General features: G+C 41.1%; 12 protein-coding genes and 1 other annotated feature. Of the genes, 7 read left to right on the forward strand and 5 right to left on the reverse strand.

The annotated features are described in order from the left end of the window. Window positions 1-9 precede the first annotated feature (9 nt). Together tyrA and Q4533_RS00535 are read left to right on the forward strand one after the other, a co-directional pair. Window positions 10-1,149 (forward strand): bifunctional chorismate mutase/prephenate dehydrogenase, encoded by a 1,140-nt coding sequence (tyrA, locus tag Q4533_RS00530; protein WP_102439223.1) that lies wholly within the window; start codon window positions 10-12, stop codon window positions 1,147-1,149. Window positions 1,150-1,257: 108 nt separating this feature from the next. Next, entirely contained in the window at window positions 1,258-1,590 is a 333-nt protein-coding gene (locus Q4533_RS00535; protein ID WP_102439222.1) for a hypothetical protein, read from the forward strand. Window positions 1,591-1,690: 100 nt separating this feature from the next. On the opposite strand, the gene pheA is transcribed toward Q4533_RS00535, so the two are convergent. Both pheA and raiA read right to left on the reverse strand, forming a co-directional pair. Next, window positions 1,691-3,646: a prephenate dehydratase gene (gene pheA / locus Q4533_RS00540; protein ID WP_303501306.1), complete on the reverse strand. Its 1,956-nt coding sequence runs from the start codon at window positions 3,644-3,646 to the stop codon at window positions 1,691-1,693. 62 nt (window positions 3,647-3,708) lie between these two features. Continuing rightward, window positions 3,709-3,824, reverse strand: a sequence feature (Phe leader region). A gap of 131 nt (window positions 3,825-3,955) precedes the next feature. Beyond that, window positions 3,956-4,309: a ribosome-associated translation inhibitor RaiA gene (gene raiA / locus Q4533_RS00545; RefSeq protein WP_102439283.1), complete on the reverse strand. Its 354-nt coding sequence runs from the start codon at window positions 4,307-4,309 to the stop codon at window positions 3,956-3,958. Window positions 4,310-4,908: 599 nt separating this feature from the next. On the opposite strand from raiA, the gene Q4533_RS00550 reads away from it, so the two are divergent. Continuing rightward, window positions 4,909-5,589, forward strand: coding sequence for a cytochrome b/b6 domain-containing protein (locus Q4533_RS00550; RefSeq protein WP_102439220.1), 681 nt, complete (start codon window positions 4,909-4,911; stop codon window positions 5,587-5,589). Between the two features lie 114 nt (window positions 5,590-5,703). Here the strand turns inward: Q4533_RS00550 and Q4533_RS00555 are convergent, their stop codons facing one another. Next, the gene (locus Q4533_RS00555; protein WP_102439219.1) at window positions 5,704-6,153 is read right to left on the reverse strand and encodes a cytochrome c; all 450 of its coding nucleotides are present in this window, start codon (window positions 6,151-6,153) and stop codon (window positions 5,704-5,706) included. A gap of 204 nt (window positions 6,154-6,357) precedes the next feature. On the opposite strand from Q4533_RS00555, the gene trpR reads away from it, so the two are divergent. Then, window positions 6,358-6,636, forward strand: a complete 279-nt coding sequence (gene trpR / locus Q4533_RS00560; RefSeq protein WP_102439218.1) for a trp operon repressor — start codon at window positions 6,358-6,360, stop codon at window positions 6,634-6,636. Between the two features lie 18 nt (window positions 6,637-6,654). Here trpR and Q4533_RS00565 read toward each other — a convergent pair whose 3' ends face one another. Beyond that, window positions 6,655-7,044: a hypothetical protein gene (locus tag Q4533_RS00565; RefSeq protein WP_102439217.1), complete on the reverse strand. Its 390-nt coding sequence runs from the start codon at window positions 7,042-7,044 to the stop codon at window positions 6,655-6,657. Window positions 7,045-7,333: 289 nt separating this feature from the next. Beyond that, complete coding sequence (locus Q4533_RS00570; RefSeq protein ID WP_102475618.1) at window positions 7,334-7,885, reverse strand: peptidylprolyl isomerase; 552 nt, start codon at window positions 7,883-7,885, stop codon at window positions 7,334-7,336. An 800-nt stretch (window positions 7,886-8,685) separates the two neighbouring features. Between Q4533_RS00570 and thrA the strand changes: the two genes are divergently transcribed. From thrA to thrC, 3 genes are read left to right on the forward strand one after another with little or no spacing between them, the layout of a single operon-like run. Further along, entirely contained in the window at window positions 8,686-11,154 is a 2,469-nt protein-coding gene (gene thrA, locus Q4533_RS00575) for a bifunctional aspartate kinase/homoserine dehydrogenase I (RefSeq protein WP_303410379.1), read from the forward strand. Continuing rightward, window positions 11,151-12,107 carry a homoserine kinase gene (thrB, locus tag Q4533_RS00580; RefSeq protein ID WP_102439214.1) on the forward strand — a complete coding sequence of 319 codons (957 nt, stop codon included), beginning with the start codon at window positions 11,151-11,153 and terminating at the stop codon, window positions 12,105-12,107. The genes thrA and thrB overlap by 4 nt, the downstream gene beginning before the upstream one ends. Before the next feature lie 32 nt (window positions 12,108-12,139). Next, on the forward strand, window positions 12,140-13,423 hold the full coding sequence (gene thrC / locus Q4533_RS00585) for a threonine synthase (protein WP_102531401.1): 1,284 nt from the start codon (window positions 12,140-12,142) through the stop codon (window positions 13,421-13,423). Window positions 13,424-13,464: the final 41 nt, after the last annotated feature.

The raw sequence follows: 13,464 nt of genomic DNA on the forward strand, positions 1-13,464 counted from the left end.
ATTTAAGCGATGAATGAAAAAACCACTTTAGATTTAGACAATTTGCGTGAGCTCATTGACGGCGTTGATCAGCAACTACTGCATTTATTACGTAAGCGATTAGATCTTGTTGCTCAAGTCGGGGCGGTTAAGCATGCTGCTGGTGTGCCGATTTACGCACCGCAGCGTGAAGCATCAATGTTGGCGAAACGCCGTAAAGAAGCCAGTGAGATGGATGTTTCACCGCAACTTATTGAAGATATTTTACGTCGTTTAATGCGTGAGTCCTATTTGAATGAAAAAGATGTCGGATTTAAGCAAGTAAAAACGGATCTTGGTCATATAGTCATTGTTGGTGGTGAAGGCCAACTTGGTGGTTTATTTAGTCAAATGCTGACGCTGTCTGGCTATACTGTAAAAAGCCTTGATAAAAACGACTGGCATCGCGCAGACGAGTTATTTGATGGCGCTGGCATGGTGATCGTTACCGTGCCAATTAATGTCACTTGCGAGGTGATCAGCAATCAATTAAACAATTTAGCTGATGATTGTATTCTTGCTGATTTGACCTCAATTAAAACTGAGCCTTTAAATGCCATGCTTGCCGCTCACAATGGCCCTGTAGTGGGTTTACACCCAATGTTTGGCCCTGATGTGGGCAGTTTAGCAAAACAGGTTGTGGTGGTGTGTGATGGCCGTGAACCCCAAGCTTATCAATGGTTGCTCGATCAAATTATTATTTGGGGTGCACGCATTGTTAACGAAGATGCACAAAAGCATGATAAAGCCATGCAACTAGTGCAAGCCATGCGTCACTTTTCAACTTTTGTTTATGGTTTGAACTTATGTAAAGAGCAGGCCGATATTGAGACGCTTTTACAATTTAGTTCGCCTATTTATCGTTTAGAGTTGGCTATGGTGGGGCGTTTGTTTGCTCAAGATCCAAAGCTGTATGCTGATATTATTTTTGCCCAAGAAGGTAGCCAAGTCGCCATTAGTGATTATCTCGATAACTATGGTCAAGCGCTTCAACTACTTAAGACCGGCAATCGAGATGAATTCGTGTCTCAATTTGAGCAAGTTGCAAAATGGTTTGGGGATTTTGCGCCACAATTTCAGCAAGAAAGCCGCGCTATGCTACAGTCTGTCAATGATATGAAGACCAATTAAGCCGAGTTAACGCTGAATAATATTGCGAAATCATCAAACAGGGATTAAGGTTAAAGGGAGCTGCTTTTAAGTAGCTCTTTTTTTCGGACTAATAGGAGTGATAATCTAATGACAAATACTGAGGTTTACACCGCAGAAGATTTATCGCTTGGGCATTTTTTATATGCACTAATGAGCGCCTTTCCACTCTTTTTTTTACCAGTGTTTTTCAGTTTATTAATTAATATTTCTCAAAACCGTATTCCAGCAAGCTCTTTGCTGGGCTCTCATTTAAGATGGCAACGTAATAGCATGACAGGTTTGATGCCATTATTGATCTTAGGCTATTTTACTCCTCAATTATGGCTTAGTGTCCCGATATTTGTATTAGCTTTAGGCTGGTTTAGTTATCGTATTTTTAAAGGATGGCTTGGGTTAAATGATAATGTCAGCATGTATTAATTGTTGATTAACCAATAAAAAACCGAACTTAAAGTTCGGTTTTTTATTGGGCTAAAAGCAACCGCATGGTTTGGATAAATGATGCGGTTGGTTGCTGGTTTTATTGATGAAGCTCGTGTAGCAAGTGATGTTGGTCATCTGCCTCTGCCAGTTGTTGCTCATTCAGAATCAGCCCGTTGGCCTGTAGTTGCTTAACCGCTATGGCTTGCTGATGTAAAAGTGGGCTGTTAACTGCGTAACTGGTATTAACAATAACTGGCAAGTGGCATTGATGCTTTATTGCAATTAACCCGGCTAAATCCAATGACAGTTGCTCAGGATTAGTAAAGCTTCTAATGCCTGCTTCAACCAAGATCAGTTGTTGATTACCCGTGGTTAAAACTCTATCTGCAGCAGTAAGCCAGTCAGAGGTACTTGCCATAGTATTGCGCTCAAGCAATACCGGTTTACTGATAGCGCCAGCTGCATCTAACAGTTCTTTATCAAACATCGCCTTACCGGCAAGATAAACCATATCGGCCGACTTTACTGCGATATCGAAGCTGCTTACTGAGTCAACTTCAATGGCACTGAACAAGCCTGCTTGCTCAACGATATGACAATAGTTTTTAAGGTTTAACGGCGATAAGTTATCTGTAGATGGAGCTTGTAGCAATACCCCTTGATAACCAGACTCTTTCACCTGCTTCACCTTAGCGGCAAATAAGTCATCGGTGTCTGTAAGGGTCATTTGTTGCAGCGCAACTAAGTCCTTTTCACCAATGGCACACTGTTTGGTTTCAATAATGGTCTGCTCTTGTCGATACAACTTCGAATGCTTAGGGGCATCAAGATTGTCACTGGCAGTTTTATTGGGGGCTTTAGAGCTATTTGGCTCAATCACTAGCTGACTACTATTAAGTTGAGTTGGTTTGACGGTTTCACAAGGGTAACAGCCCAGCACTTTTATAAAGCGTGTCAGTCTTTCTAATTCTTTTAAGGCTTGCTGCATATCATGGTTTGCAAGATTTTCATCAACATCAAGGTAGAACATTTCTTCCCACGGGGTGCCAGGGATTGGGCGAGACTCTAACTTACTCATATTAATATTATGGGCTTTTAATACGAGTAGCGCCTCAACTAGCGCGCCGGGCTTTTGTCCTGTAGCCATAATCAAGGTGGTTTTTGCCGGCAGTTGTGACGGCACTGCTACAGCTTTGCGTGCAACCACAATAAAGCGGCTTTGATTAATTTTTTGGTTGGCTAACCCTTTTTCTGTGGCACTTAATTGATATAAGGCGCCGCCTTCAGCACTGCCAATAGCGGCAACACTGTCATCATCTGCGTCAATGACTTGCTGCATGGCTTCAGCACTGCTTGAGCAATAGGCCAGCGTTAAGTTTGGATGTTGTGATAACCACTGACTGCATTGGCTAATGGGCTGTGGGTGAGCAAATACGGTTTTGATTTGTTCTAATTCAGCATTATTTTTGGTGAGTAAGCAATGGCCCACTTCAATGGTTGTTTCTCCGACAATTGAAAGAGAGGTGTGTTGCAGCACGTCATACACTTCATTAATTGAACCCGATGAGGTATTTTCAATAGGTAAAAAACCTAAGTCAGCATGGCCGAGTTCAACTGAACTGATAATTTCATCAAAACTTTGGCAGCCTAAATCAATCATTTCTACTTGGCGGCGCTGACAAAAACGGCTGGCGGCGAGATAAGAGTATGAGCCTCTAGCACCTAGGTAGGCGATGGTCGATTGTTGTTGCTGGATTTCAGGGTTAGCACGGCCATGTAAAAAGGCTTGTTGATTCAAGACTGAATCTTCAATAATGCTTTGATAAAGTGAGATAACAAAGTGAGCATCTAAACCTTGCTCTCTACCTTGTTGAACTAAGCGTTCTAATAATTCTTTTTCCCGCTGCGTATCTCTGATGGGCCTAACATCGACTTCTTTACTTCTGGCGACATCAAGGCTCAATTCACGCCTTTTGGCTAGTAAGGCTAATAAGTCCTTATCTAGTGAGGTAATTTGTTCTCTGGTCTGACTCAATTCTGGCGCTTTTTTCATAATAGCCTCAATGACGACTGCTTAGCTGACGTGGTGTTGAACAGCGAGCATTAAATATTTAATAATAAAAAGCCCCCCAGTTGGGAGGCTCTAAATTTCATTTTCGTTTTTACACAAAAAATCGGCCTCAATATGGGGGCTGAATAAAAAAGAAAATAAAATTGCGGCTAGTGATATTTTTCATACTGTAAAATTAAAGCGCTAAGCTATCAGTGTCAATCAAATAATGATCAAGTTTGCCCATTGTTTATGGTTTGCATAAAAAAGCGCACCCGAGGGCGCGCTTTGGTTTAAGAGTAATAAAAAACATCAAGCTGCGGTTTCCTCCTTATAGACATACTCAAAATCATTATCGGTTTCAGTTGTTGGTGAAACGTGACGTTGAGCCTGGGGTTTATGAGTCAGGCGATTTAGCTGTTTTTCCAGCTTTTTACCCATTGCAGTTATTGCTGCGTAAAGGTTTTCATTTTTCGCCTGGGCGAATAGTTCTCCACTTGGCAAGCCTACTGACGCTTCTATCTTAAAGAGCTGCTTTTCCTGAGTGATAATTACATGCGGGTTAATGAGTTGTAGATCATGTCTTGCGAGTTTTTCAATTTGTCCTTCGATACGTTCAAGAATCGGTGCAGTTACTTCAAGTTGCTTGCTAGTGATTTTCAGCATATTTCGAACCTTCTGTTGTTTGCTTAAGTTCAGATTACCAAGCTCTGAAAGAAAAATCGTGATCTAAATCACGTTTTGTAGGCCTTTTTAGACTGTTTGATTCATATTTGATCGCTTAGACAATTTAGCTAAAAAACCGCTTAAAAAGTCTTGAAACTCAATCTAAATAGGCGCATATTTGAATGGATAACAACCTAGCTTACCTCCCAGTTTTGAATAATTTTTGTTCACCAACTCCATTCTATGCAGCGGTTCAACGTCATTGAAACCATGTTTGCTGCCAACGTTTATACTGCTTGTCATCACTGGCTCCAAATATCTTTCTAAGTTTGACACTCATATCCAGATTTAAGGCCGCACTCATAGGCAAAGCCCTATTTTCAGAGCTGATTAAATAAACCCAAGTCTTGTGTTTTAATCCAATAATACAGAAACATGTAAGCTGTTGATGCTAATTGCTCCACAAGTGCTAGAGTTTGCACTTGTTTGATGAAACGCTGTAATACTTAATTACTTTTCTTTACCTTAAGGGTCTATGAGTGCAAGAATTTGCTCTTTATAATCAAGCATATTAAAAGAACTAAGCTTAAGGCACATCTATGAGTATAGAACAAAAAAAAATTAAGGTATGGGATATACCCACTCGATTATTCCACTGGTTTACGGTGGCGTTGCTGATTTGTTTGTGGTGGACAGCAGATGCAGGAGAGATGGAGTGGCACCAAGTTTGTGCTTATAGCTTTTTAGTGCTGATTGTCTTTAGGTTACTGTGGGGGGTTGTAGGTAGTGATACCGCAAAATTCAAAGACTTTGTCGCTGGACCTAAAAAAGTTATTGGTTATTTACGTGAGCCGTTAAAAGAGCCTGTTGTTGGCCATAACCCTATGGGTGGTTATATGGTGATGCTAATGCTATTTGTGCTCACATTGCAGTTGCTAACGGGCCTATTCGCTACAGATGATATCTTTACCGAAGGACCGCTTTACGCCATGGTGTCTTCTGATACTGCTTCATTTATGACATGGTTACACAAAATGAACTTCAATTTTATCCTTGGGTGCATCGCATTGCATCTTTGCGCGATTACGATTTATGCCATTAAAGGACACAAGTTAGTAGGTGCGATGATTTCGGGTAAAAAAACCTTAACCCATGAGGAACATAAATTACTGAGCGCTGAGCCTAAAATGAAATCACCGTTACTTGCTTTTGGGATTGTCATGATACTTGGTTCAGGTGTCTGGGTATGGCTTATTGCACCTATCATTGCGTTTATGTGATTGAATTAATTCAAGAGACTGTCAGAAAAAAGCCCACTTCAGTGGGCTTTTTATTAGCGAGCTTAAATATGAATAGCATATTTAAGGCGCTGAATTTTTAACAATGTTTTATGGTTAGTCTTTCTTGTACATGTCATGGCAGCCTTTACAGCTTTTGCCTGTATTACCAAATGCTTGCTTGATTTGCTTTTTATCACCTGTTTGGGCTGCCAAGTCTAACTTAACCGCATTTTCTTGGAATTCGGTCATCTTAGTATCAAAGTCTGCTTTATTTGACCAGATCTTTGCTAAAGCTTCTGTATCGCCGTTATCAGAGCCTGCAATAAAACCTTCATGAGGGATTTTAGCTAGTGCCGCTAAATTAGCTGCGCGAGTTTGAAATACAGTTAATTCAAACTCTTTTTTGCCTTTCATCATTGCAGCCATATCGCCAAATTGGTAGCGGATTAAACTAAAACCTGCTTTACGATAATCGATAGCGTCATTGGCATCTTCAAAGTTATGTGCGTTGACAGTTGGAATAAGCAATGCGCTGACAGCTAAGGCCAATATTTTATTTTTCATGACAGATCTCTTTTTATTTATTGATTTATAGGTGTTTGTCACATTTTAAGCATAAATTTGAACCAAGTGCGAGTCTAGTTTTGTGTTTAATTGTAAATTTGATTTTTACAATAATTATCAGGCATATTTTGCATATATGATTTCTGTAAAAGCTGAATTGTTGCTACACTTTGTACTGTCGAGGCATTACTAAAAGAGAGCGTTATGCGAGCTAATTGGGATTCAGTTGTAGAAAAGGTACTAAGCTATCCAAATTCTGACGAATTAGGCATTTTATTTCAGTTATTAATGACAGAAGAAGAGCGTAGTGCAGTTGCTGGTAGGTTAAAGGTTTTTCAACTTTTATTGCAAGGTGAGCTAAGTCAGCGTCAAATATCTGCAGAATATCAAGTGAGCATTGCGACCATTACTCGCTGTTCAAACTATTTAAAAAATATGCCTCAGGCGCAAAAAGACAAAGTCCAGCAGCTGATACTGGACTAGTTACTTATGTCGCGCTAGCTATCTAAATTTAGCTTTAATGTTCGTTGAGGGATGCTTATGGCATCGATAGCTGATACGGCGCAGTAATATATAGCCTCCGTATGTAAAAAGCCCTATCGACAGTAACTGTGCTGAATCTTGAGGGAAAAAACGAAAGGTGATTACGGCCGAAATAATGTAAATGAATGGCATAAAGCCATATATTGAATCGGGTAGGTAACCCTCGACTCGTTTTCTTTTCTTATCCGTTCGGCGGTTTCTAGAGCGTAGGTTCCAGACATGAGCGCCGTAAAAAAAGACTAATATTGAAGCAACGACAATATAGGGTTGTTCAATGAAAGGTACGCTAGCTGCGCCGACAATCATATAGGCGTAAGGTAAGATTTCGTATAGCGGTTTAATTAACATAAGCACTCCTTCGCTTTAAATTAATTTTCAAACAGCAACAAAGGTTAACTCTATAACCTTCAAACCCAGCTGCTTTCTAGTTACCAAAGCACAGAGAAAGAAACAAAACCTGTGCCCAGCAATGCTTGTGGTTAAGTTTCACAGACAATCTATCTATGATTAATAATAACGTAAAAAAAATACGTCAACCTAAAAAAGGCTAACGTATTTAATAATTCAAACTTTAGGCTGAGTTAATCCAGTCTAAGTTATTGAATCAATGTCTAGGACAAAAATTGTTTATTAGACTTTAGTGGCAGCCACAACCGCCATTGCCATCACAACCCGGTTTGTCAGTACCACAAGCTTCATGGGCGTGCTCGCTGCCACAACCACCAGCAGCATGAATATGACCATGGGCAATTTCTTCGGCAGTTGCTTCACGTACATCCATCACTTCAACGCTGAAGTTTAATGCTTGACCAGCTAAAGGGTGGTTGCCATCAACAACGACTACAGTATCTTTTACTTCAGTAACTTGAACTGGGCGTTGACCCATTTCAGTTTCAGCAATAAAACGCATACCTGGCACGATGTCTTCGATATCGCCGAATGCTTCAAGAGGGACTTCTTGTTTTAGGCCGTCATGGTATTCACCATATGCTTGTTCAGTTGGAATATTCGCGTCAAATTTGTCACCAATAACTTTACCTTCTAGCTCAGTTTCTAAGCCTGGAATTAAGCCTTCAGTTCCGTGTAGATAAACCATAGGTTCAGCTTCAAATGAGCTTTCGATTAAACGACCTTCTTGATCGGTTAAACTGTAGTGAATAGTTACTGCTGCATGTTTTGTGATTTTCATAACGACTCCAATTCTGAATGTGGCGGCATAATACTATTGTTTTTACAAAGTCGCGATAATTTGTATCAGCTTTTGCTTATTCAATCACATGTTTTTAAATCAAGTATCTCGCTGGCTGACATTTGCTTTAAATCGTGGCGCATCCGGTTACTTATCCTTTGACAATGGATGTTTTTACCATTGTTGCTGTGACTAAATTTACGCGCAGTACACAGGTCACTGTTTTTAAATAGATTAGATGAATCATTTTCATGGTGATTTGCGCTGCCATGTTTATGAAAATGCTAATTTTAGTGCTTAGGCACTGAAATTTAATGCAAGATGACTTTTGGCGCTTTTGAATAACCATATAAAAATCATAATAATAGTAAGCCTCTGACTTGTAAGTATTTATTCTTGTATATCTTTTTTGGGTTACGTTTACGTAAACATACTAAAAACTTGTTTTGGAGGCGTTTTTTAGTGTGATAGCTGCGATTATTGTGATTTCAGCAGTGATTTAGCTTGTTATCAATAGAGTGCTTAAAAATAAACCACTAATTAGGGGTTGACAACCTACCTTAAAAAAAGCAATTCTGTTATCAATTCAAAACAAACACATATTAAATCGAGTGTAATGATGAAATCCGTTAACCATGTTGTAGTTACCATTATTACAACCACCACAATTAACATTGTGGGGGCGGGCTGATTACACCCTAAAGATTTATAACGACAAGCCCGCTTCCCACAAAGAAGCGGGCTTTTTGTTTTCAGATTTAAAATTAATATTTAGTGCTAGCGAGTTAAGGGAGAAGAATATGAAAGTGATGAAGTTTGGTGGAACCTCGTTAGCCAATTGGCAACGTTTTTTGATGGCAGCAGACATTATTGAACAAGCTGCAGCTGAAGAGGCTATTGCGACTGTGTTATCAGCGCCTGCAACTGTTACCAATGCCTTGTTAGAGTTAGTAAGTCTCGCACAAACCAATCAAGACTATGCAGCGGTATTAGCCCATATTGAGTCGGTTTTTAGTGGCCTTTTTAGTGACGCTGAACAAGCGTTAATTTCACCGCAGCAAAAAGCGCTACTGGATGAAAAGCTGGCGCTGCAATTAACTGACTGGAATGACAAAGTCACTGGAATAAAGCTGCTTAACGAATGCCCCGATCATGTTCAAGCGCAGGTTATCGTCTCTGGCGAGCGTTTATCGGCAGCCTTAATGGAACAAGTGATGCTAGCAAAATCACTTACCGCAGCGCAATTTGACCCAAGAAAATTATTCTTAGCCCATGGTAAGCCACTTGAATCTATTGTTGATATCAATGAAAGCAAACCGCGTTTTGCTGCGCTTTCATTAAATGAAGCACGGGTATGGATTATGCCAGGTTTTACTGCTGCTAATGAGCAAGGTAAAACAGTGACTTTAGGGCGAAATGGCTCAGATTACTCTGCAGCGGTTTTAGCAGCTTGTCTTGATGCCTCAAGCTGTGAAATTTGGACCGATGTCGATGGGGTTTATAACACGGATCCACGCGTGGTATTAGACGCTAAATTACTTGAACAACTTAGCTATCAAGAAGCTATGGAGCTTTCTTATTTTGGTGCTAAGGTGTTGCACCCTAAAACCATTGCACCGATTGCTCAGTATCACATTCCTTGCTATATCAAAAATAGTTTTAACCCATCAGCGCCTGGCACATTAGTGTCTAATCGGCCTGACAAAACAGGCTTGCAGGTCAAGGCCATTTCTAACCTTGATGAACAAACCATGTTTAACATTTCAGGCCCTGGCATGAAAGGCATGGTGGGCATGGCCAGTCGTACCCTTGAAGCGATTTCTCGCAGTGGTATTTCAGTTTCATTAATCACTCAAAGCTCGTCTGAATACAGTATTAGCTTTTGTGTTAGCTCTAATGAAGCTTATAAAGCAAAACAAGCATTAGAAGTTGAATTTGAGTTAGAAATCCAGTCTGAGTTACTCGAGCCTATCGAATTAAGACAAGATTTAGCGATTGTGTCGCTTATTGGTGATGGCATGAAAACCCATAAAGGCGCCGCTGCTAAGTTTTTCAGCGCCCTGGCTAAAGCCAGCGTTAATATTATCGCCATCGCCCAAGGCTCGTCAGAACGTTCGATTTCTACTGTAATTGAGCAACGTAAAACTAAGCATGCCATTGCCGCCTGTCATCAAGCCTTCTTTGATGTTCAGCAGTATTTAGATGTGTTTTTAGTAGGCAGTGGTAATGTGGGGGCAGGGCTATTAGAGCAAATCAAACAACAAGCCTCGATGCTTAAAGAGCAGCATATAACCATGCGAGTATGTGGTATTGCCAATTCTCGTAAAATGCTTCTGAGCAGTGCTGGGCTAGATTTAAATAATTGGCAGGCTTTATTGGCTGATAGCGATACAAGCTATGATCTCGCAGAGATGCTGGCCTGGGGTAAAGAACAGCAACTGCTAAACCCTGTTTTAGTTGATTGCACTTCAAGTGAGTTGGTTTCAGATCGTTATCTTGATGTGATGAATGCTGGCTACCATGTCGTCACCCCGAATAAGAAAGCCAACACTCGTGATTATGCTTACTACCAACAATTGCGCACAACGGCGTTATTGCAGCGCAGACAATTCTTGTATGAAACAACCGTAGGTGCTGGCCTGCCAGTGATTGATAACTTAAAGAAACTGCTATATGCCGGTGATAAGTTACAGCGATTTAATGGGATCTTATCTGGTTCATTATCTTATATATTCGGCATGTTAGATGAAGGCATGAGCTTATCAGAGGCCACCTCAATCGCTCGTGATAAGTGTTTTACAGAGCCGGATCCTCGTGAAGATTTAAGTGGTTTGGATGTGGCGCGAAAAGTACTAATTCTTGCTCGTGAAGTGGGCATGCCATTAGAACTTGATGATATTAATGTTGAATCAGTTCTGCCAAGCTCGTTTGATGATTCAGGCGATGTAGACACCTTTATGAATCGTTTACCACAACTTGATGCGCAAGTCAGTGCGCGAGTTGAATCGGCAAAAGCGCAAGGTAAAGTACTGCGTTATGTGGGTCAGATTGAAGCAGGTAAGTGTCATGTACGTATTGTAGAGGTTGATTCATCAGATCCGTTATACAGCGTAAAAGGCGGCGAGAATGCACTGGCATTTTACAGCCGTTATTATCAGCCTATTCCATTTGTATTACGCGGTTATGGTGCGGGTACTGATGTGACTGCAGCTGGCGCGTTTGCGGATGTATTAAGAACTTTAAACTGGACTCGTGAGGTGGGGCTATGAGCAAACAAGTCACTTCGGATAAAGCGATAACTGTTTATGCTCCTGCTTCAATGGGTAATGTCGGTGTTGGATTTGATCTACTCGGCGCTGCGCTTGCGCCAATTGATGGCAGTTTACTGGGTGACAGAGTGATGATTGAAGCGGCTGATGCTGGTGTTCATTATTCTCAAACGGGTCCATGGGCGCATAAGTTACCAGAAGATGGTAAACAGAATATCGTCTATCAATGTGCTGTGTTTTTTCTTGAAAAACTTAATGCTAAACAAGGTGTGGCTATTTGTTTAGAGAAAAATTTACCAGTTGGCAGTGGGCTTGGTTCTAGTGCAAGCTCTGTGGTTGCAGCACTTTATGCATTAAATGAGCATTTTGAGCAGCCTTTTGATGAACAAGCATTATTGCTTTTAATGGGCGAGTTTGAAGGAATGATTTCAGGCAGTGTTCATTTTGATAATGTTGCCCCTTGTTATTTAGGCGGCATGCAGTTGATGCTAAATACTCCCAATAAGGTGTGCGCTGGTATTCCTACGTTTAAGCAATGGTATTGGGTGGTGGCCTATCCGGGGATCTCACTGTCAACGGCCAAGATGCGCGACTTATTACCACAGCAATACGATAAAGCGGTAGCCATCGATTTTGGCCGTCATTTAAGTGCATTTGTGCATGCAAGCTATCAGCAAGATCCAAAGCTTGCTATTAGCGTTTTAAAGGATGTGATGGCTGAGCCTTATCGAGCCGATGCGATTCCGGGTTATAGCCATGCGCGCGCAGAACTTGAAACGTTAGGCATGTTAACCACCGGCATATCAGGAAGTGGCCCAACGCTGTTTTCTGTAACCGATAATCTAGAAACTGCTAAAGCTGCTAAAGCATGGTTAGAGCAGCATTATTTATCACAGGCTGGTGGGTTTGCCCATGTCTGTCAACTTGATGAGCAAGGTACGCGTCGAGTTTAGTCACCACATTTTAATTTTAAAGGCGTTTAGAAATGGAATTATATAATTTAAAGCACCCATCACAAGTGGTCAGTTTTAGTGAAGCGGTAAAATTAGGTTTAGGTAAAGATAGAGGGCTTTTTTTTCCAAAATCTATTCCTGTGCTTGATAATATCGATGAGCTACTCGCGTTACCTTTTGTTGCAAGAAGTCAGCGTATTTTAGGGGCTTGGCTTGCTGATGAAATTGGTCAAGATAAAGTTAATGAGTTAGTTAATGCAGCATTCACTTTTGATGTGCCTTTAGTGAAAGCTGATGATAAACGTGCGTGTTTAGAGTTATTTCATGGGCCTACATTGGCATTTAAAGACTTTGGCGCGCGCTTTATGGCGCAATGCGTTAATTTATTAGCAGGAGATGAAAAGCTCACTATTTTGACGGCGACCTCAGGGGATACTGGCGCGGCGGTGGCAGATGCTTTCTTTGGCCTTGACGCTGTACAAGTGGTGGTGATGTACCCCAAAGGAAAAATCAGTGAGCTGCAAGAGAAGATGTTCACGACTCTAGGTAAGAATATTCATACTGTCGCTGTTGCGTCAGATTTTGATGCTTGCCAAACACTGGTTAAGCAGGCATTTGATGATAGTGATGTGCGTGATGGGCTGCACTTAAACTCGGCTAATTCAATCAATATTAGTCGGTTATTGGCGCAAATTTGTTACTACTTTGAAGCGGTAGCTCAAATGAAGCAAACCAGCAATGCTGAGATTGTGCTGTCAGTGCCTAGCGGTAACTTTGGTAATTTAACCGCAGGTTTATTTGCCAAGGCGATGGGCTTACCTATTAAGCGCTTTATTGCGGCGACTAACTCAAACGATACTGTGCCACGTTACCTTGCTGCAGGTGATTGGGCGCCAAATACTACCGTTGCGACTATGTCTAATGCGATGGATGTGTCCGAGCCATCAAACTGGCCAAGAGTCGAAGCCATTTGTGAGGCGTTAAATTGGCCGTTATCGTCTATTACAGGGGTGGCGCTTAATGAAGCGCAAACAACTGCGGCGTTAAAAGAGTTATATCAGCTGGGTTATCAATCTGAGCCTCATGCCGCAATTGCCGCACAAGCTTTATCTGATGAGCTTAAAAGTGGTGAAACCGGTATTTTCTTAGGAACGGCGCATCCAGCGAAATTTAAAGATGTGGTCGATGTGCAATTACAAATCGATTTACCATTACCCCAAGAGCTTGAAGCTGTAGTGAATAAGCCGATTTTATCTGCAGAACTGAGCGCTGATTTTACCAAGCTGAAAGAGCACTTATTTAACATTCTTAAATAATAAAGCTTTAATATCAGCTTACTAAAGCACCTTAGGGTGCT

The organism is Shewanella sp. 6_MG-2023, from assembly GCF_030547195.1.
Classification (GTDB): domain Bacteria; phylum Pseudomonadota; class Gammaproteobacteria; order Enterobacterales; family Shewanellaceae; genus Shewanella.

Coding starts and splice junctions, on each gene's coding strand:
- raiA (WP_102439283.1), bottom strand. CDS start 4,309: ATGCTGAAAATCACTAGCAAGCAACTTGAAGTAACTGCACCGATTCTT.
- thrB (WP_102439214.1), top strand. CDS start 11,151: ATGAGCAAACAAGTCACTTCGGATAAAGCGATAACTGTTTATGCTCCT.
- Q4533_RS00535 (WP_102439222.1), top strand. CDS start 1,258: ATGACAAATACTGAGGTTTACACCGCAGAAGATTTATCGCTTGGGCAT.
- Q4533_RS00565 (WP_102439217.1), bottom strand. CDS start 7,044: ATGTTAATTAAACCGCTATACGAAATCTTACCTTACGCCTATATGATT.
- thrC (WP_102531401.1), top strand. CDS start 12,140: ATGGAATTATATAATTTAAAGCACCCATCACAAGTGGTCAGTTTTAGT.
- Q4533_RS00570 (WP_102475618.1), bottom strand. CDS start 7,885: ATGAAAATCACAAAACATGCAGCAGTAACTATTCACTACAGTTTAACC.
- trpR (WP_102439218.1), top strand. CDS start 6,358: ATGCGAGCTAATTGGGATTCAGTTGTAGAAAAGGTACTAAGCTATCCA.
- thrA (WP_303410379.1), top strand. CDS start 8,686: ATGAAAGTGATGAAGTTTGGTGGAACCTCGTTAGCCAATTGGCAACGT.
- pheA (WP_303501306.1), bottom strand. CDS start 3,646: ATGAAAAAAGCGCCAGAATTGAGTCAGACCAGAGAACAAATTACCTCA.
- Q4533_RS00555 (WP_102439219.1), bottom strand. CDS start 6,153: ATGAAAAATAAAATATTGGCCTTAGCTGTCAGCGCATTGCTTATTCCA.
- Q4533_RS00550 (WP_102439220.1), top strand. CDS start 4,909: ATGAGTATAGAACAAAAAAAAATTAAGGTATGGGATATACCCACTCGA.
- tyrA (WP_102439223.1), top strand. CDS start 10: ATGAATGAAAAAACCACTTTAGATTTAGACAATTTGCGTGAGCTCATT.